This window comes from Streptomyces sp. NPDC056452 (assembly GCF_042796085.1).
Taxonomy (GTDB): Bacteria; Actinomycetota; Actinomycetes; order Streptomycetales; family Streptomycetaceae; genus Streptomyces.
In genome coordinates this window covers 98,414-117,854 of sequence record NZ_JBHTRI010000016.1, presented here as the reverse complement: position 1 = coordinate 117,854, position 19,441 = coordinate 98,414, and the positions used below count along the sequence as shown (strand labels likewise).

The 19,441-nt window shown below is 70.6% G+C and carries 14 protein-coding genes; 9 read left to right on the top strand and 5 right to left on the bottom strand.

Annotated elements, in window-relative coordinates; genetic code table 11:
- The first annotated feature begins 57 nt into the window (after positions 1-57).
- Positions 58-2,289: an ATP-dependent RecD-like DNA helicase gene (locus ACFQ6X_RS17955; protein WP_329210914.1), complete on the top strand. Its 2,232-nt coding sequence runs from the start codon at positions 58-60 to the stop codon at positions 2,287-2,289.
- Positions 2,290-2,486: 197 nt separating this feature from the next.
- A complete protein-coding gene (locus ACFQ6X_RS17950) occupies positions 2,487-3,776 on the top strand; it encodes a citrate synthase (RefSeq protein WP_329210916.1) in 1,290 nt (429 codons plus the stop codon).
- Positions 3,777-4,281: 505 nt separating this feature from the next.
- On the opposite strand, the gene ACFQ6X_RS17945 is transcribed toward ACFQ6X_RS17950, so the two are convergent.
- The 3 genes from ACFQ6X_RS17945 to ACFQ6X_RS17935 all read right to left on the bottom strand — a co-directional run bounded on the left by ACFQ6X_RS17945 (position 4,282) and on the right by ACFQ6X_RS17935 (position 7,954).
- A complete protein-coding gene (locus ACFQ6X_RS17945; protein WP_383182492.1) occupies positions 4,282-6,699 on the bottom strand; it encodes a heavy metal translocating P-type ATPase in 2,418 nt (805 codons plus the stop codon).
- 152 nt (positions 6,700-6,851) lie between these two features.
- Positions 6,852-7,157 (bottom strand): heavy-metal-associated domain-containing protein, encoded by a 306-nt coding sequence (locus tag ACFQ6X_RS17940; RefSeq protein WP_383182490.1) that lies wholly within the window; start codon positions 7,155-7,157, stop codon positions 6,852-6,854.
- Positions 7,158-7,243: 86 nt separating this feature from the next.
- Positions 7,244-7,954 carry a TetR family transcriptional regulator gene (locus tag ACFQ6X_RS17935; RefSeq protein WP_383182488.1) on the bottom strand — a complete coding sequence of 237 codons (711 nt, stop codon included), beginning with the start codon at positions 7,952-7,954 and terminating at the stop codon, positions 7,244-7,246.
- A 152-nt stretch (positions 7,955-8,106) separates the two neighbouring features.
- Between ACFQ6X_RS17935 and ACFQ6X_RS17930 the strand changes: the two genes are divergently transcribed.
- Together ACFQ6X_RS17930 and ACFQ6X_RS17925 are read left to right on the top strand one after the other, a co-directional pair.
- Positions 8,107-10,392 (top strand): MMPL family transporter, encoded by a 2,286-nt coding sequence (locus tag ACFQ6X_RS17930; protein WP_383182486.1) that lies wholly within the window; start codon positions 8,107-8,109, stop codon positions 10,390-10,392.
- A 45-nt stretch (positions 10,393-10,437) separates the two neighbouring features.
- Positions 10,438-11,490, top strand: coding sequence for a zinc-dependent alcohol dehydrogenase family protein (locus ACFQ6X_RS17925; protein ID WP_383182484.1), 1,053 nt, complete (start codon positions 10,438-10,440; stop codon positions 11,488-11,490).
- 4 nt (positions 11,491-11,494) lie between these two features.
- On the opposite strand, the gene ACFQ6X_RS17920 is transcribed toward ACFQ6X_RS17925, so the two are convergent.
- Complete coding sequence (locus ACFQ6X_RS17920; RefSeq protein ID WP_351171406.1) at positions 11,495-11,686, bottom strand: MerR family transcriptional regulator; 192 nt, start codon at positions 11,684-11,686, stop codon at positions 11,495-11,497.
- A 232-nt stretch (positions 11,687-11,918) separates the two neighbouring features.
- Positions 11,919-12,845, bottom strand: a complete 927-nt coding sequence (locus tag ACFQ6X_RS17915) for a sugar phosphate isomerase/epimerase family protein (RefSeq protein ID WP_383182482.1) — start codon at positions 12,843-12,845, stop codon at positions 11,919-11,921.
- Between the two features lie 117 nt (positions 12,846-12,962).
- On the opposite strand from ACFQ6X_RS17915, the gene iolC reads away from it, so the two are divergent.
- The 5 genes from iolC (at position 12,963) to ACFQ6X_RS17890 (ending at position 19,400) form a co-directional block, all read left to right on the top strand.
- The gene (gene iolC / locus ACFQ6X_RS17910) at positions 12,963-14,120 is read left to right on the top strand and encodes a 5-dehydro-2-deoxygluconokinase (protein WP_383182480.1); all 1,158 of its coding nucleotides are present in this window, start codon (positions 12,963-12,965) and stop codon (positions 14,118-14,120) included.
- Positions 14,117-15,004 (top strand): deoxyribose-phosphate aldolase, encoded by an 888-nt coding sequence (locus tag ACFQ6X_RS17905; protein WP_383182478.1) that lies wholly within the window; start codon positions 14,117-14,119, stop codon positions 15,002-15,004. The genes iolC and ACFQ6X_RS17905 overlap by 4 nt, the downstream gene beginning before the upstream one ends.
- Before the next feature lie 32 nt (positions 15,005-15,036).
- Complete coding sequence (gene iolB / locus ACFQ6X_RS17900; RefSeq protein WP_383182476.1) at positions 15,037-15,921, top strand: 5-deoxy-glucuronate isomerase; 885 nt, start codon at positions 15,037-15,039, stop codon at positions 15,919-15,921.
- Between the two features lie 73 nt (positions 15,922-15,994).
- Positions 15,995-17,887: a 3D-(3,5/4)-trihydroxycyclohexane-1,2-dione acylhydrolase (decyclizing) gene (gene iolD / locus ACFQ6X_RS17895; protein ID WP_383182474.1), complete on the top strand. Its 1,893-nt coding sequence runs from the start codon at positions 15,995-15,997 to the stop codon at positions 17,885-17,887.
- Positions 17,888-17,900: 13 nt separating this feature from the next.
- Positions 17,901-19,400 (top strand): CoA-acylating methylmalonate-semialdehyde dehydrogenase, encoded by a 1,500-nt coding sequence (locus ACFQ6X_RS17890; RefSeq protein ID WP_383182472.1) that lies wholly within the window; start codon positions 17,901-17,903, stop codon positions 19,398-19,400.
- The last annotated feature ends 41 nt before the right edge of the window (positions 19,401-19,441 follow it).

Sequence of the window (19,441 nt, the reverse complement as noted above, 5' to 3'; positions counted from 1 at the left end):
CCGGAGGAGTGCGACCGGCCCCGTCCGGCTGTCGGCGCCGACCGGTAACGTCGTCGTATGTCCAACATGGCTGTCCTCGAAGGTGTCCTGGAGAGGATCACGTACGCCAACGAGGAGAACGGGTACACGGTCGCGCGCGTCGACACCGGGCGCGGAGCCAACGACCTGCTCACCGTCGTCGGTTCGCTGCTCGGTGCGCAGCCCGGCGAATCACTGCGCATGGAGGGCCGTTGGGGCTCCCATCCGCAGTTCGGGAAACAGTTCACCGTCGAGAACTACACGACGATCCTCCCCGCCACGATCCAGGGCATCCGCCGCTACCTCGGCTCCGGCCTGATCAAGGGCATCGGACCGGTCATGGCCGACCGCATCACCACGCACTTCGGCGTCGACACCCTGGACATCATCGAGCAGCAGCCCAAGAGGCTCGTCGAGGTGCCCGGCCTCGGCCCGAAGCGGACGAAGATGATCGCCGCGGCCTGGGAGGAACAGAAGGCGATCAAGGAGGTCATGGTCTTCCTCCAGACCGTGGGCGTCTCGACCTCCATCGCCGTCCGTATCTACAAGAAGTACGGGGACGCCTCGATCTCCGTCGTGAAGAACCAGCCCTACCGGCTGGCCGCCGACGTCTGGGGCATCGGGTTCCTCACCGCCGACCGCATCGCCCAGGCCGTCGGCATTCCGCACGACAGCCCGGAGCGGGTCAAGGCCGGGCTCCAGTACGCGCTGTCGCAGTCCACGGACCAGGGGCACTGCTTCCTGCCCGAGGAGCGGCTCATCGCGGACGGGGTGAAGCTCCTCCAGGTGGACACGGGGCTCGTCATCGACTGCCTGGCCGAGCTCGCCGAGGACCCGGAGGGCGTCGTACGGGAGAAGGTGCCGGGCCCCGAGGACGGGGTGCCCGTCACCGCCGTGTACCTGGTGCCCTTCCACCGTGCCGAGATCTCCCTCGCCGCCCAGGTGCAGCGCCTGCTGCGTACGCCGGAGGACCGGATGCCGGCCTTCCAGGACGTGGACTGGGAGAAGGCGCTGGCCTGGCTCGCGCAGCGCACGGGGGCCACTCTGGCACCCGAGCAGGAGGCGGCCGTGCGGCTCGCGCTCAGCCGGAAGGTGGCCGTCCTCACCGGCGGTCCCGGCTGCGGCAAGTCGTTCACGGTCCGGTCGGTCGTCGAGCTGGCCCGCGCCAAGAACGCGAAGGTGGTGCTGGCCGCACCCACCGGGCGGGCGGCGAAGCGGCTCTCGGAGCTGACGGGCGCCGAGGCGTCCACCGTGCACCGGCTGCTGGAGCTGAAGCCTGGCGGGGACGCCGCGTACGACCGCGACCGGCCGCTGGACGCCGACCTGGTCGTCGTCGACGAGGCCTCGATGCTCGATCTGCTGCTGGCCAACAAACTCGTGAAGGCGGTGGCACCCGGTGCCCATCTCCTGCTGGTGGGCGATGTCGACCAGCTGCCCTCGGTCGGCGCGGGGGAGGTGCTGCGGGATCTGCTCGCCGAGGGCGGCCCGGTGCCGGCTGTCCGCCTGACCACGATCTTCCGCCAGGCCCAGCAGTCCGGCGTCGTCACCAACGCCCACCGGATCAATTCGGGAGTGCCCCCGCTGACCGAGGGGCTGAGCGACTTCTTCCTCTTCGTTGAGGACGAGACGGAGGACGCCGGAGTGCTGGCCGTGGACGTTGCGGCCCGCCGCATCCCCGCCAAGTTCGGTCTGAACCCCCGCCGTGACGTGCAGGTTCTCGCCCCGATGCACCGCGGCCCCGCGGGTGCGGGCCATCTCAACGGGCTGCTCCAGCAGGCCATCACCCCCGGCCGCCCCGATCTGCCCGAGAAGCGGTTCGGCGGCCGGGTCTTCCGGGTCGGCGACAAGGTCACCCAGATCCGCAACAACTACGACAAGGGGGAGAACGGCGTCTTCAACGGCACGGTCGGCGTCGTCACCGCCCTCGACGTCGACGAGCAGAAGCTGACGGTCCTCACGGACGAGGACGAGGAGATTCCGTACGATTTCGATGAGCTCGACGAGCTCGCCCACGCCTACGCGATGACGATCCACCGCTCCCAGGGCAGCGAGTACCCGGCGGTCGTCATCCCCGTGACCACCAGTGCCTGGATGATGCTGCAGAGGAATCTGCTGTACACGGCGGTGACACGGGCCAAGAAGCTTGTCGTACTGGTCGGTTCACGCAAGGCCATCGGCCAGGCGGTCCGCACGGTTTCCGCAGGCAGGCGCTGTACGGGGCTGGATTTCCGGCTCCGCGGGGTACCCGTCGCAGACTTCGCGGAAAAATGATCGATCAAAACGGTGGGAAACATCACGGAGGCCTTCCGGAACCGGTTTCCAGGGGGCAGGATGAGTAAGTTGGCGGCACTCAGTGCCGTCAGTAGGTCCAATGGACGACCCCGAGTGCACTCTCCTGAGCCAAATGGGGGAGGGTGGAGACAGTCAGGGCACCTCGAAGAAGAGGCACTACGTCGGTGAGGGATGACGTGAGCGACAACTCTGTAGTACTGCGGTACGGCGATGACGAGTACACCTACCCGGTGATCGACAGCACCGTCGGCGACAAGGGCTTCGACATCGGGAAGCTCCGGGCCAATACGGGCCTGGTCACGCTGGACAGCGGATACGGCAATACGGCCGCGTATAAATCCGCCATCACCTACCTCGACGGCGAGCAGGGCATTCTGCGGTACCGCGGATACCCGATCGAGCAGCTCGCGGAGAGCTCGACGTTCATCGAGGTCGCCTACACGCTGATCAACGGTGAGCTTCCGAAGGTCGACGAGCTGTCGGACTTCAAGAACGAGATCACCCAGCACACGCTGCTGCACGAGGACGTCAAGCGGTTCTTCGACGGCTTCCCGCGCGACGCCCACCCGATGGCCATGCTGTCCTCGGTCGTCAGCGCGCTGTCCACGTTCTACCAGGACAGCCACAACCCGTTCGACGAGGAGCAGCGCCACCTCTCGACGATCCGGCTGCTGGCCAAGCTCCCGACGATCGCGGCGTACGCGTACAAGAAGTCGATCGGTCACCCGTTCGTCTACCCGCGCAACGACCTCGGCTACGTCGAGAACTTCCTGCGCATGACCTTCTCGGTCCCCGCCCAGGAGTACGTGCCGGACCCGGTCGTCGTCTCGGCGCTGGAGAAGCTGCTCATCCTGCACGCGGACCACGAGCAGAACTGTTCGACCTCCACCGTGCGTCTGGTCGGCTCCTCGCAGGCGAACATGTTCGCCTCGATCTCCGCCGGCATCTCGGCCCTGTGGGGCCCGCTGCACGGTGGCGCCAACCAGTCGGTGCTGGAGATGCTCGAGGGCATCCAGGCCAACGGCGGCGACGTCGACTCCTTCATCCGCAAGGTGAAGAACAAGGAGGACGGCGTCCGGCTGATGGGCTTCGGCCACCGCGTCTACAAGTCCTTCGACCCCCGCGCCACGATCATCAAGGCCGCGGCGCACGACGTGCTCTCCTCGCTCGGCAAGTCCGACGAGCTGCTCGACATCGCGCTCAAGCTGGAGGAGCACGCGCTCTCCGACGAGTACTTCGTCTCGCGCAACCTCTACCCCAACGTGGACTTCTACACGGGTCTGATCTACCGGGCCATGGGCTTCCCGAGCGAGATGTTCACCGTGCTCTTCGCGATCGGCCGGCTCCCCGGCTGGATCGCCCAGTGGCACGAGATGATCAAGGAGCCGGGATCCCGTATCGGCCGCCCGCGCCAGATCTACACCGGCGAGGTCCTGCGCGACTTCGTCCCGGTCGAGAGTCGCTGAATCCGGCTCCCGCACCTGCTGCAGTACCCGGCCGCATCGGCCGACTGCCTTCGCCCCGCGTGCCGCGCTCGCTGATCAGAGCGCGGTGTCCGGGGCGTTTCGGCGTTCCGGGGCCCTTGCGACGGCGCCGCGAGGCCGTCCGGGTGCGAGAAACGCCCTGCCGCCGATCCCCCCACGGGTCGACGGACAGGGCGCTTCCCATATCCCGGAGCGGATTCCCCCCACGGGATCCGGCCGGGCGTCTGCAGGGAGCCGAGGCTCCCGTTGTTCTGCCGGTGGTGCGTATTCAGTTCGGTCCTGCAGTGCGGTCTGCCGGGGTACGTACGAACGGGAGGGCCGCTCAAAGCTCCCCGGTGCACGTGCCCCGGCCAACGCTTGCCAGGAGCGTCCCCCAAGACACTCCATCGGACGTCCCCCAAGACATCCTTGGCATCGCACTCTTAGACTCACCAACCCATCAGATGGTTACCCTCGAATCGGTGTGATCTAAGTCTCTTTGTGGAAATTACGTGAAGGAGCGCAACCGCAGACTGTTCGTCACGACGAAGACCGACGAAAACGCCATTGCCGCACCCGCGATCATGGGGCTGAGCAGCCCGAACGCAGCCAGAGGCAGCGCGGCAACGTTGTAGCCGAAGGCCCAGACGAGGTTGCTTCTGATGGTCGACAGCGTACGCCGTGACAGCCGGATGGCGTCAGCGGCCACCTTAATATCTCCACGAACGAGTGTGAGGTCGCCCGCCTCGATCGCCGCATCCGTCCCGGTACCCATCGACAGACCCAGATCGGCCACGGCGAGCGCGGCGGCGTCGTTGACCCCGTCACCGACCATGGCGACGGAACGCCCCTCCGCCTGGAGGCGCCGGACGACCTCCACCTTGTCCTGCGGCATGACCTCCGCATGGACCTCGTCGATCCCGACCGCGCGTGCCACGGCGTCCGCGACGGCACGGTTGTCACCGGTCAGCAGAATCGGCCGGAGCCCCAGGGCGCGCAGCTCCGCGACGGCCGCGGCACTGCTCTCCTTCACCGCGTCGGCGACCTCCAGCACGCCCCGCGCCTCGCCGTCCCAGGCGACGGCCACTGCCGTACGGCCCTGGCTCGCGGCGTCCGCCATGGCGTCGGCCAGCGGCTGTGTGAGTGCGATCCCGGCGTCGGCGAGCAGCCTCGGGCGGCCCGCCAGCACCTGGTGTCCTTCGACGGTGCCGCGTGCCCCGAGGCCGGGGATGCCGGTGAAGGACTCGGGGGAGGGGAGGGGGGCCTCGGTGCGTTCGGCCGCTCCGGCGGCGATGGCCTGCGCGATGGGGTGTTCGGAGGCGTGTTCGAGCGCGCCCGCAAGGCGGAGGACGTCGGCCTCGGTCGTGCCTGCCGCGGTGTGGACGCGCCCGAGGGTCATCCGGCCGGTGGTGACGGTGCCGGTCTTGTCGAGGACGATCGTGTCGACGCGACGGGTCGTCTCCAGCACCTCGGGGCCCTTGATGAGGATGCCGAGCTGGGCGCCGCGCCCGGTGCCGACCATGAGGGCGGTGGGCGTGGCGAGCCCCAGGGCGCAGGGGCAGGCGATGATGAGGACGGCGACGGCCGCGGTGAACGACGCGGTGATGTCGTCGGTGGCGAGCAGCCAGGCGACGAGGGTGCCCAGGGCGATCAGCAGGACGACCGGGACGAAGACTGCCGAGATCCGGTCGGCGAGGCGCTGGGCCGCCGCCTTGCCGTTCTGGGCGTCCTCGACGAGCCTGGCGATCCGGGCCAGCTGGGTGTCCGCGCCGACGCGGGTGGCTTCGACCACGAGCCGTCCGGACACATTCAGCGTGGCCCCGGCCACGGAGTCGCCCGTGGCGGTGTCCACCGGTACCGACTCACCGGTGAGCATGGAGGCGTCGACGGCGGAGAAGCCTTCGACGACGGTGCCGTCCGTGGCGATCTTCTCTCCGGGGCGGACGACGAAGCGGTCGCCCACGGCGAGCCGGCCGACCGGGACGCGTACCTCCGTACCTCCGCGCAGGACCGTCACGTCCTTCGCGCCCAGGTGCATCAGTGCACGCAGGGCGGAACCCGCAGCGCGCTTGGACCGTGCCTCCAGGTAGCGCCCCAGCAGGATGAACCCGATGACTCCGGACGCCACCTCCAGGTAGATCGTGGAGGCGGGGTCGGAGCGGGAGACGGTGGCGTCGAACCCGTGCCGCATGTCCGGCATGCCCGCGTCGCCGAAGAACAGCGCCCACAGCGACCAGCCGAACGCCGCGAGGGTGCCCACCGACACCAGGGTGTCCATCGTCGCGGCACCGTGCCGGAGGTTGGTCCAGGTGGCGCGGTGGAAGGGCAGCCCGCCCCAGACGACGACCGGGGCGGCGAGGGTGAGGGAGAGCCACTGCCAGTTGTCGAACTGGAGCGCGGGAACCATGGCCATCAGGACGACCGGTACGGCGAGCGTCGCCGAGACCAGCAGGCGCCGGCGGAGCGCGGCGAGAGCTTCGGCGGCCGTACGGTCGGCCGCGTCCTGGGAGCTTTCGTCCTCCCGGTCCGGCGCCCCTGCTGCCGGGCCCTGCGCGGCTGCTGTCGTCTCCCCGTCGGGCGAGGCTTCCCCGTCCCGCGCGTGTTCGTCGTCCTGCGCGTGTTCCCCGCCCCGGGAGCCGGGGGCGGCCGGAGGTGCGGGAGGCGGCTCGGGGGCCGGGCGGGGTACGGGCTGCGCCGTGTAGCCCGTCTTCTCGACCGTGGCGACGAGGTCGTCGAGCGCGGTTCCGGCGCCGAAGGTAACGCGGGCCTTCTCCGTCGCGTAGTTGACCGTGGCGGTGACACCGTCCATCCGGTTGAGCTTCTTCTCGACGCGGGCCGCGCAGGAGGCGCAGGTCATCCCGCCGATCGTGAGCTCGGCCTCGGAGGTCTCCGCGGCCGGCGCCGCGGCTGCTGTGGTGCTCGCCATGTCCGGACTCCTGGGTAAAGCAGGTCGGGCCGCTCCCTACCAGTATCTGCCGCATCTGGTGAGGGAATCGGCCCGAGGGAAATCGGTGCGTGGTGCGGTCCGGTGGAGGACCTGTTCCAAGGATGCCGCAGGCCGCTCGGGCCCCGGATCGCTCAGGCCAGGCCCACGAGCTCGTAGCCCGCCTCGTCGACGGCGGCGCGCACCGCGTCCTCGGTCAGCGGGGCCCTGGAGGCGATGGTCACCCGGCCGGTGGAGGCCTCGGCCTTCACCGAGCTGACCCCCTCGATCCCGGAGATCTCCTCGGAGACGGCTCCTTCGCAGTGACCGCAGGTCATGCCCTTCACCTCGTACACGGTGGTGACGCCGCCCACCTGGACGTCGGCCGCCCCGTCGTGGCAGGAACCGGTGGACGAGCAGCAGGAGCCGGCGGTCCGGGGGATCTCGGTCTCGGCGGTCATGACGTTCTCCTCTTCGCGAGCACACATGGACGTGGCGTGAGGGGACACCGGAAGGCCGGTTCGCCCCACCCATCCAGACTATACCCCTAGGGGGTATCAAATTCCTGCGGCGCCACCCCTGTGGGCCCCTCGCAGACCAGTGGATCCAGGTAGCGGTACATCACCGTCTTCAACTCCCCGATGTACGCCTCCCGTTCGTCTCCCTCGTGGGACATGATCAGGTCAAGTCCGGACTTGAAGAGGATGAAGGACATGGCGGCGATACGGGTGACCTGGTCGGCCTGGAGCTCCGGCAGGTAGGCGCCGATGAGCTGCTCGACCCTGGTGGTCATCGTGGCGTGCAGGATGTCGTGCTCCTGGGTGATCACGCCGGGGATCTCGGAGCCGTGGGTGAGGACGGCGAAGGCCGGGTTCTCGCAGTTGAAGGCGATCAGCGGGTCGAGGATCGCGTCCAGCATCCGGTCGAGGGGGAGCTCCATGTGGCTGGGGACGAACGCGGCGCCGTACGTCTCCCGCCAGCGGTGCATGAGCCGGTCGCCGAGCTCGACGGCGATGGCCTCCTTGTTGGGGAAGAACTGGTAGAGCGTGCCGGGCGAGACGCCGGCCTCGCGGGCGATGGCGTTGGTGCTGGCCCCGTAGTAGCCGCTGGTGCAGAAGACGCTCGCGGCGGCATCGAGCAGCTGGGCGATGCGGGCCTCTCCGCGTGCCTGGCGGCGGCGCGGCCGTGCGACTCCGGCTTCCTTGTCGCTCTGCGCGGGTGAGGTGGCCTCTCCGGCCCTGGCCTCCGACACGGTCAATCCCCAGCTTTCAAGACGCGGTTGACAAACACGAGCACTCGCTCGCATTCTTGGGAAACGCGAGCGCTGACTCGTGTTTGCCAGTGTAAGTGGCAACGACTGACCCATGCTGCCTCGTGCTGCCCGGGTCTGGGTGAAGGGGACACCGCACCATGTCCGAAGTCAACAGCCCGGAGCGTGTCGGGGGCTGGACCCGCTTCGTCACCGCACGGCCACGGCTGGCGCTGCTGGCCGCCCTGGTCATCACGGCGCTCGCCGTGTTCGCGGGAAGCGGTGTGGCCGACCGGATGGGCAGCGGCGGCTGGGAGGACCCGGACGCCGAGTCGACCTACACGACCCAGGTACTGGAGCGCGAGTTCCCCGCTTCGCAGCCCAATCTGCTGCTGCTCGTCGACAGCGGCAGTGCCTCTGTCGACGATCCCGCGGTGGCCGCGGAGGCCGCCCGGCTCACCGAGCGGCTGGCCGCCGAGAAGGGGATCACCGGCGTCGGCTCGTACTGGCGGAGCGCGTCCCCCGCCCTGCGCTCCGAGGACGGCCACGAAGCGATCGTCGCCGCGCGGATCGAGGGTGACGAGAAGGCCGCCGGCGAGATCCTCGACCGCATAGCGCCCGCTTTCCGGGGTGAGCACGGCCCGGTGGAGGTCTCCGTCGGCGGTCCCGTCGCCGTACGGCACGAAATGCAGACGATCATCCAGGACGACCTGCTGCGGGCCGAGCTCATCGCCCTGCCGGTGACGCTGGTGCTGCTGGTCATGGTCTTCGGCAGCGCGATCGCGGCCCTGCTGCCGCTCGCTGTCGGAATCGTCGCGATCCTGGGAACGAACGCTGTGCTGCGGGGCATCACCGAGTTCACCGACGTCTCGGTGTTCGCCCAGAACCTCACCACGGCTCTCGGCCTCGGACTCGCCATCGACTATGCCCTGTTCATCGTGCGCCGGTTCCGCGAGGAGCTGGCCGCAGGGGCGGACACCCGTACGGCCATCGGCACCACACTGCGCACAGCGGGACGCACGGTGCTCTTCTCCGCCCTGACGGTGGCGGTGTCGCTGGCGGCGATGATGGTCTTCCCGCAGTACTTCCTGCGTTCCTTCGCCTATGCGGGCATCGCCGTGGTGCTGCTCGCGGCAGCCGCGGCCCTGATCCTGCTGCCTGCCGCGCTGATGCTGCTCGGGCCCCGGGTCAACTCGCTGGACCTTCGCCGGCTCCTGCGGCGCCGCGCCAGGGGCAAGCAGGCCGGGGCGGACGCGGCAGAGGGGGCGAGCGGTGTGTCCGACGGCTCGGGCACGGGATGGGCACGCTTCGCGCTGCTGGTGATGCGCAGAGCACCGGTCTTCGCCGTCGTCACCACGGTCGGGCTCGTACTCCTGGGGCTGCCGTTCCTCGGGGTGAAGTTCGGTACGGCGGACGACCGCCAGCTGCCCGCGAGCGCCGAGTCCCGCGTCGTCCAGGAGCACATACGGGACGGCTTCCCCGGCAGTCCGGGCGGCGGCCTCGAACTGCTCGCCGAAGGCGCGGCGACGCCCGCCCAGTACGCCGACTTCCGCACCAGGATCGCCGCGCTCCCCGGAGTGCAGCGGGTGGACGGCCCGGTCACGGGAGACGGCTCCGCGTACTTCGCCGTGCTGCCCGACGGGGAGTCCGTCGGGCAGGGCGCCCAGCAGCTCGTCCAGGATCTCCGGGCCGAGCCCGCACCGTTCGAGACCTCGGTGACCGGCACGGCAGCTGTCCTGGTCGACTCCAAGGACGCCATCGCCGACCGGCTGCCCTGGGCGGTGGGGATCATCGTCGTGGTGACCCTGCTGCTGGTCTTCCTGCTCACCGGCAGCGTGCTGATACCGATCCAGGCGGTGGTGCTCAACGCCCTGAGCCTGACCGCGATGTTCGGAGCGGTGGTCTGGGTCTTCCAGGACGGGAATCTGTCCGGGCTGCTCTCCTTCACCAGCACCGGTGACATAGAGACGACCCTGCCCGTGCTGATGTTCTGCGTCGCCTTCGGCCTCTCCATGGACTACGGCGTGTTCCTGCTCTCCCGGATCAAGGAGGAGTACGACCGCACCGGCGACCACGAACACTCGGTGACGTTCGGACTGCGGCACACGGGCGGGCTGATCACCGCCGCCGCAGTGATCCTGGCGGTGGTGATGGTGGCCATCGGCACCTCGCGGGTGACCAACACCAAGATGCTCGGGCTCGGTATCGCACTGGCCGTGCTGATGGACGCCATGGTGGTGCGCAGCCTCCTGGTGCCCGCGGTCATGAAGCTGATGGGCCGGGTCACCTGGTGGGCCCCCGCGCCGCTGCGCGCCTTCCACCGGAGGTTCGGGCTGAGCGAAGGGGAGCCCGCGCAGATGCCCGTCGAGGACCTTGCCGCCGAGGAGATACCCGGGACATCCCGGGCGGGGGACGAGGAGCGGGACAAGGTCACGGCCGAAGCGTAGATTCGCCGGACCCAGCAGGTGGGGCACGAGCGAAGGGCGGGGCCGATGCGGGCAGTGGTGTTCGAGGAGTTCGGACAGGAGGCCCGTGTCCAGGACCTCCCGGATCCCGCGCCTTCCGTCGGAGGAGTCGTGGTCCGGGTCGGGGCCACCGGGCTGTGCCGGAGCGACTGGCACGGCTGGATGGGCCATGACCCGGACATCGTCCTGCCCCATGTCCCCGGCCACGAACTGGCCGGGGTGGTCGAGGCGGTGGGCTCAGGTGTGCACAACTGGCGCCCCGGCGACCGGGTCACCGTTCCCTTCGTCTGCGCCTGCGGCCACTGCTCCGCCTGCGCGGCCGGCGCCCAGCAGGTCTGCGAGAGGCAGACCCAGCCGGGCTTCAGCCACTGGGGATCGTTCGCCGAGTACGTGGCGCTGGAACAGGCCGACGTCAACCTGGTCGCCGTGCCCGAGGGCATGCCGTTGGGTACGGCGGCGGGGCTCGGATGCCGGTTCGCCACGGCGTTCCGGGCCGTGGTCGGTCAGGGCCGGGTCTCCCCGGGGGAGTGGGTCGCCGTGCACGGGTGCGGCGGGGTCGGGCTGTCGGCCGTGATGATCGCGGTGGCGTGCGGAGCCAGGGTCGTGGCCGTCGATGTCTCGCCGCACGCCCTCGAACTGGCGCGGGCCTTCGGTGCGGCGGAGTGCGTGGACGCCTCCGCGTATCCCGTCGGCGCGGACGAGGCGGTACGCGAACTGACCGGCGGCGGTGCGCATCTCTCGCTCGACGCCCTGGGTTCCCCGGTCACCTGTGCCGCTTCGGTGCGGAGCCTGCGCCGGCAGGGCCGCCACGTCCAGGTCGGGCTGCTGCCGCCGGCCGCCGGGGACCCGGTCGTACCCATGGCGCGGGTCATCGGCCTGGAGCTGGAGATCCTCGGCAGCCACGGCATGGCCGCGCACGACTACCCGCCGATGATGGACATGGTCCGGGCAGGCACCCTGCGCCCCGACCTCCTGGTGACCTCCACCATCTCCCTGGACGCCGCCCCGGCGGCGCTGGCCGCCATGGGCGGAGCGCCGGGGGCGGGCGTGACGATCATCGAACCGGCACGGGAGGAGTGAGGCCTCAGCGGCCCCGGTTGCTGGGGCGGGAGGCGATCCAGGCGAGAACCGTGTCCACGTACCAGTAGGGCTTTCCGTGCTGGACATCGTCGGGCGGGGGGAGGAGTCCGTGTTTGCGGTACGAGCGGATGGTGTCGGGCTGGACCCGGATGTGCGCGGCAATGTCCTTGTACGACCAGAGCCTTCTGTCCGTCATGAATGACACCTCTCTGTACCTCCGTACTGCGCACCGCGGCGGCGGCGGGGGCCGTCGGGGGAGCCCCGGTGCGCACGCTGACGACCACTCAGCCTCTGTCCGGCCCAACGACGGGCCGGCGGGCTGGGCAGGGGGCGTCGCGCGCCTGTGACGCAAACCCAGCGGAACGGAGATATACGTGACGAAGAAGTGACTGCCGTGACGGAGGGGGATCCAGGGAGAGCGGGAGGGGTCAGGCGGAGGGCCGCGCGGGTCCGCAGCCACGGAGGAACTCGCGGGTGCGGCGGGCGATGGGGAGCGGCTTGTCGGGCGCACACGGGTACATGTCCTGCTCGACGATCGCGAACAGGTCGGTGCCCAGGGCGCGCGCGGCCTCCAGTACGGGCTCCAGCGCGGGTACCCCGCCCGGGGGCTCGCACATCACCCCGCGCGCCACTGCCGGACCGAACGGCACCTCGTTCGCCACGACATCGGCGAGGACCACCGGATCGACCTGCTTGAGGTGGAGGTAGCCGATCCGTTCGCCGTAGGTCTCGATGAGCTTGACGCTGTCCCCGCCGCAGTACGCGTAGTGCCCGGTGTCGAGGCAGAGCGAGACCAGTTCGGGGTCGGTGGCGTCGAGGAAGCGGTTGACGTTCTCCTCGCTGTCGATGTGCGTGTCGGCGTGCGGGTGCACGACGATCCGCAGCCCGTAGCGGTCCCGCACCTCGCGGCCCAGCCGCTCCGTCTGGGTGGTGAGATCGCGCCACTGCGCCGCCGTGAGCGTGCGGTCCTCCAGCACCTCGCCGCTCTTGTCGTCCCGCCAGAACGACGGGATGACCACCAGGTGTTCGGCGCCCATGGCCCGGGTGAGTGCCGCGATGCCGGCGACATGCTCCCAGGTCCGGTCCCAGACGTCAGGGCCGTGATGCAATCCGGTGAAGACGGTGCCCGCGGAGACGGTGAGGCCGCGGCGGGCGGTCTCGTCCGTGAGTCGGGCCGGATCGGTCGGCAGGTAGCCGTACGGGCCGAGCTCGATCCACTCGTAGCCCGCTTCGGAGACCTCGTCGAGGAACCGTTCCCAGGGCACCTGCTGCGGATCGTCGGGGAACCACACCCCCCATGAATCGGGTGCCGAGCCGATGCGGATGCGAGCCGGAGCCGGTACGGAGGAGGTCATATCGCCCACCATTCAGTCCTCGGAGGGGGAGTGTCAAGAGTTCGTCCGAATGTCCGGACAAAGTGTTGACAGGGTCCCGGGTGCGGGTTAGACCTGGGGGCAGCCGAAGGGATGCGTATGCCTGAGCCGTACGACGTGATCACCATGGGGCGGATCGGGGTGGACATCTACCCACTCCAGACCGGCGTACCGCTGTCCAGGGTCGAGACCTTCGGGAAGTTCCTCGGCGGCTCGCCGACCAATGTGGCCGTCGCCGCCGCCCGCCTGGGCAGGCGCACGGCCGTGGTCACCAGGACCGGCAAGGACGCCTTCGGCGACTATCTCCACCACGCGCTCGGGGAATTCGGTGTGGACGACCGGTGGGTGACACCCGTCGAGGAGTATCAGACCCCGGTCACCTTCTGCGAGATCTTCCCGCCCGACGACTTCCCGCTCTACTTCTACCGGCAGCCCAAGGCGCCCGACCTGGAGATCCACGCGGAGGAGCTCGACCTGGATGCGGTGCGTGCCGCGCGGGTCTTCTGGATGACCGGCACCGGGCTGTGCGCAGAACCCAGCCGCACCGCGACCCTCACCGCACTCCGCGCCCGGAGCGCCGCACGGACGGCGGAGGACGGCGCCGCACGCACGGCAAAGGACGGTGCGGCACGGGCGGACGGGACCCCGCGCGCCACGGTCTTCGACCTCGACTGGCGGCCCATGTTCTGGGACGGGTCCCGGACGGCCGCACACACCTCGACCGCCCCCGCCCGCTACCGCGAAGCCCTCGCCCACGCCACGGTCGCCGTCGGCAACCTCGACGAGTGCGAGATCGCCACCGGCGAACGCGAACCGCACGCGGCCGCCCGCGCCCTGCTGGCCGCCGGGGTCGAACTCGCCGTCGTCAAACAGGGCCCGGCAGGCGTCCTCGCCGTCCACCGCGACGGCACCACCGCCCGGATCCCGCCCCTCCCCGTGGACGTCGTCAACGGGCTCGGCGCCGGGGACGCGTTCGGCGGCGCCCTCTGCCACGGGCTGCTCGCCGGCTGGGAGACGGAACGCATCATGCGCTACGCGAACGCCGCAGGGGCCATCGTCGCGTCCCGCCTAGCCTGTTCGTCCGCGATGCCGTTCCCGTACGAGGTCGAACAGGCCCTCGCCGCCGGAGCCGTCACCGGAACGGGAACAACCGGAGAACCGGGAACACCCGGAGCCTCGGGAACACCCGGAACCCCCGGAACCCCGGGAGCAACCACAGAGACCGGAGCCACCGGAGTCACCGGAGCCGCCCCATGACACCGCCCGCCGCCTCCGTCGCCGATCTCGTCCGGCTGCGCACCCACCACCCCGAGGCCGTCGCCGAGGCAGCCGCGCGACGGGGCAGACGCCCCCTGGTCGGTTCCACGGGGCGCCTGATGATCATCGCGGCGGACCACCCCGCCCGCGGCGCCCTGGCCGTCGGCGAGGACGAACTCGCCATGGCCAACCGCTTCGACCTCCTGGAACGGCTCTGCCTCGCCCTCTCGCGACCGGGCGTCGACGGAGTCCTCGCCGGTGCCGACGTCCTCGACGACCTGCTGCTGCTCGGCGCCCTGGAGGACAGGGTCGTCATCGGCTCCATGAACCGCGGTGGACTCGCGGGAGCCGCCTTCGAGCTCGACGACCGCTTCACCGGCCACCGCCCCGTCGACCTCGCCCGGTCCGGCTTCGACGCGGGCAAGCTGCTGCTGAGAATCGACTACGGCGACCCCGGCTCCCTGGACACGCTCCACACCGCCGCCCGTACCGTCGACGCGATGGCTGCCCACCGGCTGCCCGTGTTCGTGGAGCCGTTCCTGTGCCACCGCACCGAAGGCAGGCTCCGCACCGATCTGGGAGCAGCAGCCGTCACCACCTCCATCGCCATCGCCTCGGGACTGGGCGGCACCTCCGCGTACACCTGGCTCAAGGTCCCCGTCACCGAGAACCCCGACGACATGGCACGGGTGATGGAGACCTCGACGCTCCCCGCCGTCCTGCTCGGCGGCGAGGTCAAGGGAGACCTGGACGGTGCGTACGAGAAATGGCGCGGGGCGCTGCGACTGCCGACCGTCCAGGGGCTGGTCGTCGGGCGGTCGCTCCTCTATCCGGCCGACGGGGACGTGGCGGGCGCGGTCGACACCGCCGTGGGACTTCTGTGAGCGACGCGCAGGGATACGGGTAGGGATGGGGCATGACGACGCGCGACGAGCAACAGCGGTACCACCTCCGGGCCGGCGACGCCGCGAGCGGCCCCTACGCCCTCCATATCGACCCGAAGCGGGCCGGATGGGACCGGTCGAGTCTGCGTGTACTGGAGCTCGAGCCCGGTGGTGTTCATACCTTGGTAACCGGGGAGAGCGAGTGGGTCGTTCTGCCGTTGGCGGGTGGCTGTACGGTGCACACGGCGGATGACGTATTCGAACTCGCGGGCAGGGAAAGCGTGTTCAGTGCGGTAACGGATTTCGCCTATCTGCCGCGTGACGCCCGCGCCCAGATCGCCTCCGGCGCAGGAGGCCGCTTCGCCCTGGCAGGAGCGAAGTGCGAGCGACGACTCCCCGCTCGCTACGGCCCCGCGCCGGAGGTACCGGTCGAGCTCCGCGGCGCCGGGAACTGCTCGCGCCAGGTCAACAACTTCGCCGCCGCGGACACGTTCGAGTGCGACCGCCTCATCGCCGTCGAGGTCCTGACCCCCGGCGGCAACTGGTCCTCGTACCCGCCCCACAAGCACGACGAGCACCACCCCGGTGTCGAGTCCGAGCTCGAGGAGATCTACTACTTCGAGGTCGAGGGCGACGGCCTCGGCTACCACCGGGTGTCGCCGTCCCGCGCGGGCGGTACGGACGTCCTCGCCGAGGTGGCCACCGGTGACGCCGTCCTCATTCCCGACGGCTGGCACGGCCCGTCCATCGCCCCGCCCGGCCGCACCCTCTACTACCTGAACGTGATGGCGGGCCCGGGGGAGCAGCGCGAGTGGCTGATCCGCGACCACCCCGGCCACAGCTGGATCCGCGAGACCTGGCCGGCCCAGCCCGTCGACCCACGGCTTCCGCTCCACGGTCCGGAGGCCGCCCAGTGACCCCGGCTTCCGCTCCACGGTCCGGAGGCCGCCCAGTGACCCCACCACGCGCTCCCGGCCCGGAGGCAAGCCGTTGACCACGTCGCACACCACCCGCAGACTCACCACCGCACAGGCCCTCGTCGCCTTCCTGGCCCGCCAGTACACCGAGCGTGACGGCCGCCGCCAACGGCTGATCAGCGCCACCTGGGGCATCTTCGGCCACGGGAACGTCGCGGGCATCGGCCAGGCCCTCGTCGAGTCCGGCCCCGCGATGCCCTACTTCCAGGGCCGCAACGAACAGGCCATGGTGCACGCCGCCGTCGGATACGCCCGCCAGTCGGGCCGGCTCTCCGCGCACGCCGTGACCACCTCCATCGGCCCCGGCGCCACCAACCTCGTCACGGGTGCCGCCCTCGCCACCGTCAACCACCTCCCGGTCCTGCTGCTGCCCGGCGACACCTTCGCGACCCGCCCCGCCGACCCCGTACTGCAGCAGCTCGAAGTGCCGCATGCGGGCGATGTGTCGGTCAACGACTGTCTGCGCCCCGTCTCCCGCTACTTCGACCGGATCACCCGCCCCGAGGCGCTGATCCCGGCCGCCCTGCAGGCCATGCGGACCCTCGCCGACCCGGCGGACACCGGCGCCGTCACGCTCGCGCTGCCGCAGGACGTGCAGGCCGAGGCGTACGACTGGCCGGCGGAATTCTTCGCCGAGCGTGTCTGGCACGTGCGCAGGCCCGCCCCCGACCTGGCCGAACTCGAACAGGCGGTCCGGGCGGTCCGCACCGCGCGCCGCCCCCTGATCGTCGCGGGCGGCGGCGTCCACCACAGCGCGGCCGAGGAGACCCTCGCCGCCTTCGCCGCGGCCACCCGGATCCCCGTCGCCTCCACCCAGGCCGGCAAGGGCTCCCTGCGCCACGACCACCCCGCCGACGTGGGCGGCATCGGTCACACCGGCACCGCCACCGCCGACGACCTGGCCCGCGAAGCGGACCTCGTGATCGGGATCGGCACCCGCTACACGGACTTCACCACCGCGTCAGGCACCCTCTTCGCCGACCCGGCGGTCCGCTTCCTCAACCTCAACATCACCGGCTTCGACGCCCACAAGCTCGCCGCCCTCCCGCTCGTCGCGGACGCCCGGACCTCCCTCGAAGCCCTCGGCGCCGCGCTCGCCGCACGCGGCTACCACGTCGCCGCCGCCTACGAGACCGAGTACACCGACGCCAAGGACCGCTGGGAACAGCGCGTCGACGCGGCCTTCACCGCCGACGATCCGGACGCCCGCCCCACCCAGGCCCAGGTGCTCGGACTGCTCGACGCCCTCGTCACCGAGGACGACATCCTGATCAACGCCGCGGGCTCGCTCCCCGGCGACCTCCACAAGCTGTGGCGGACCCGCTCCCCGCAGCAGTACCACGTCGAGTACGGCTACTCCTGCATGGGATACGAGATCCCGGCCGCCCTCGGCGTCCAGCTCGCCGCCCCCGGCCGCCCCGTCTGGGCCCTGGTCGGCGACGGTACGTACCTGATGAACCCCACCGAGATCGTCACCGCCGTGCAGCAGGGCCTGCCCATCAAGCTCGTCATCCTGCAGAACCACGGGTACGCGTCCATCGGCGGCCTCTCCGAGTCCGTCGGCGGTGAACGCTTCGGTACGGCCTACCGGCACCGCGCCGCCGACGGCGCCTTCACCGGCACCCCGCTCCCCGTCGACCTCGCGGCCAACGCGGCCTCCCTCGGCATGTGCGTGCTGCGCGCGAAGTCGGTACAGGACCTGCGCGGTGCCCTCGCCGAGGCACGCGGCGCGGACCGTCCCACTTGTGTCTACGTCGAGACCGAAACGCCAGACACAGTGTCGGGGCCCCCTCCCGCACAGGCGTGGTGGGATGTTCCTGTGGCCGAGACCGCGACCCGCCCGTCGGCGGTGGAGGCACGCAAGGAGTACGACCGGCAGACCGCTGCCCGACGCCGACACCTCTGAAGGAGACCCCGTCATGAAGACCGTCAACCACTGGATCGGTGGCAAGACCGTCGAGGGCACGTCGGGCAACTACGGGCCGGTCACCGACCCGGCGACCGGTGCCGTCACGACCCAGGTCGCACTCGCCTCGGCCGAGGAGGTCGACGCCGCGGTCGCCGCCGCGAAGAGCGCGTACGAGACCTGGGGCACGTCCTCGCTCGCCGCCCGCACCGCCGTCCTCTTCCGCTACCGCGCCCTGCTGGACGCCCGCCGCGACGACATCGCCGCGCTGATCACCGCCGAGCACGGCAAGGTCCACTCCGACGCGCTCGGCGAGGTCGCCCGCGGCCTGGAGATCGTCGAGCTGGCCTGCGGCATCACGACCCAGCTCAAGGGCGAGCTGTCCACCCAGGTCTCCAACCGGGTCGACGTCTCCTCGATCCGGCAGTCGATCGGCGTCGTCGCGGGCATCACCCCGTTCAACTTCCCGGCCATGGTGCCGATGTGGATGTTCCCGCTGGCCATCGCCTGCGGCAACACCTTCGTCCTGAAGCCCAGCGAGAAGGACCCCTCGGCCGCCAACCTGCTGGCCGAGCTGGCCGCCGAGGCGGGCCTGCCCGACGGCGTCCTGAACGTCCTGCACGGTGACAAGGTCGCCGTCGACGGCCTCCTGGCCCACCCCGACGTCGCTGCCGTCTCCTTCGTCGGCTCCACGCCGATCGCCCGCTACATCCACGCCACGGCCTCCGCGAACGGCAAGCGCGTCCAGGCGCTCGGCGGCGCGAAGAACCACATGCTGGTCCTCCCGGACGCAGACCTGGACGCCGCGGCCGACGCCGCCGTGTCGGCCGCGTACGGCTCCGCCGGCGAGCGCTGCATGGCCATCTCCGCCGTCGTCGCCGTGAGCTCCGTCGCCGACGACCTGGTGGCCCGGATCAAGGAGCGCGCCGAGAAGATCAAGATCGGCCCGGGCAACGACCCCACGTCCGAGATGGGCCCGCTGATCACCGCCGCGCACCGCGACAAGGTCGCCGGCTACGTCACCGGCGCCGCCGCCCAGGGCGCCGACGTCGTCCTCGACGGCACGGGCCACACGGTCGAGGGCTTCGAGGACGGCCACTGGATCGGCCTGTCCCTCCTCGACCACGTCTCCACGGACTCCGACGCCTACCGGGACGAGATCTTCGGCCCGGTCCTGTGCGTCCTGCGCGTCGACACGTACGAAGAGGGTGTCGCCCTCATGAACGCCTCGCCGTTCGGCAACGGCACCGCGATCTTCACCCGAGACGGAGGCGCGGCCCGCCGCTTCCAGCTGGAGATCGAGGCCGGCATGGTCGGCGTCAACGTCCCGATCCCGGTGCCGGTGGGCTACCACTCCTTCGGCGGCTGGAAGGACTCCCTCTTCGGCGACCACCACATCTACGGCAACGACGGCGTGCACTTCTACACCCGAGGCAAGGTCGTCACCACCCGCTGGCCCGACCCGGCCGACGCCCCGTCCGGCGTGGACCTCGGCTTCCCCCGCAACCACTGACAGGCACGCAACCGCCGCTGCCCCCGCCCGGACGCACCGGG

Bases quoted from the DNA above. Each gene is read 5' to 3' on its own strand.
- ACFQ6X_RS17945 (WP_383182492.1), bottom strand. From the start codon at position 6,699: ATGGCGAGCACCACAGCAGCCGCGGCGCCGGCCGCGGAGACCTCCGAG.
- ACFQ6X_RS17915 (WP_383182482.1), bottom strand. From the start codon at position 12,845: ATGACCTCCTCCGTACCGGCTCCGGCTCGCATCCGCATCGGCTCGGCA.
- iolB (WP_383182476.1), top strand. From the start codon at position 15,037: ATGACGACGCGCGACGAGCAACAGCGGTACCACCTCCGGGCCGGCGAC.
- iolC (WP_383182480.1), top strand. From the start codon at position 12,963: ATGCCTGAGCCGTACGACGTGATCACCATGGGGCGGATCGGGGTGGAC.
- ACFQ6X_RS17930 (WP_383182486.1), top strand. From the start codon at position 8,107: ATGTCCGAAGTCAACAGCCCGGAGCGTGTCGGGGGCTGGACCCGCTTC.
- ACFQ6X_RS17955 (WP_329210914.1), top strand. From the start codon at position 58: ATGTCCAACATGGCTGTCCTCGAAGGTGTCCTGGAGAGGATCACGTAC.
- ACFQ6X_RS17905 (WP_383182478.1), top strand. From the start codon at position 14,117: ATGACACCGCCCGCCGCCTCCGTCGCCGATCTCGTCCGGCTGCGCACC.
- ACFQ6X_RS17925 (WP_383182484.1), top strand. From the start codon at position 10,438: ATGCGGGCAGTGGTGTTCGAGGAGTTCGGACAGGAGGCCCGTGTCCAG.
- ACFQ6X_RS17920 (WP_351171406.1), bottom strand. From the start codon at position 11,686: ATGACGGACAGAAGGCTCTGGTCGTACAAGGACATTGCCGCGCACATC.
- ACFQ6X_RS17890 (WP_383182472.1), top strand. From the start codon at position 17,901: ATGAAGACCGTCAACCACTGGATCGGTGGCAAGACCGTCGAGGGCACG.
- ACFQ6X_RS17940 (WP_383182490.1), bottom strand. From the start codon at position 7,157: ATGACCGCCGAGACCGAGATCCCCCGGACCGCCGGCTCCTGCTGCTCG.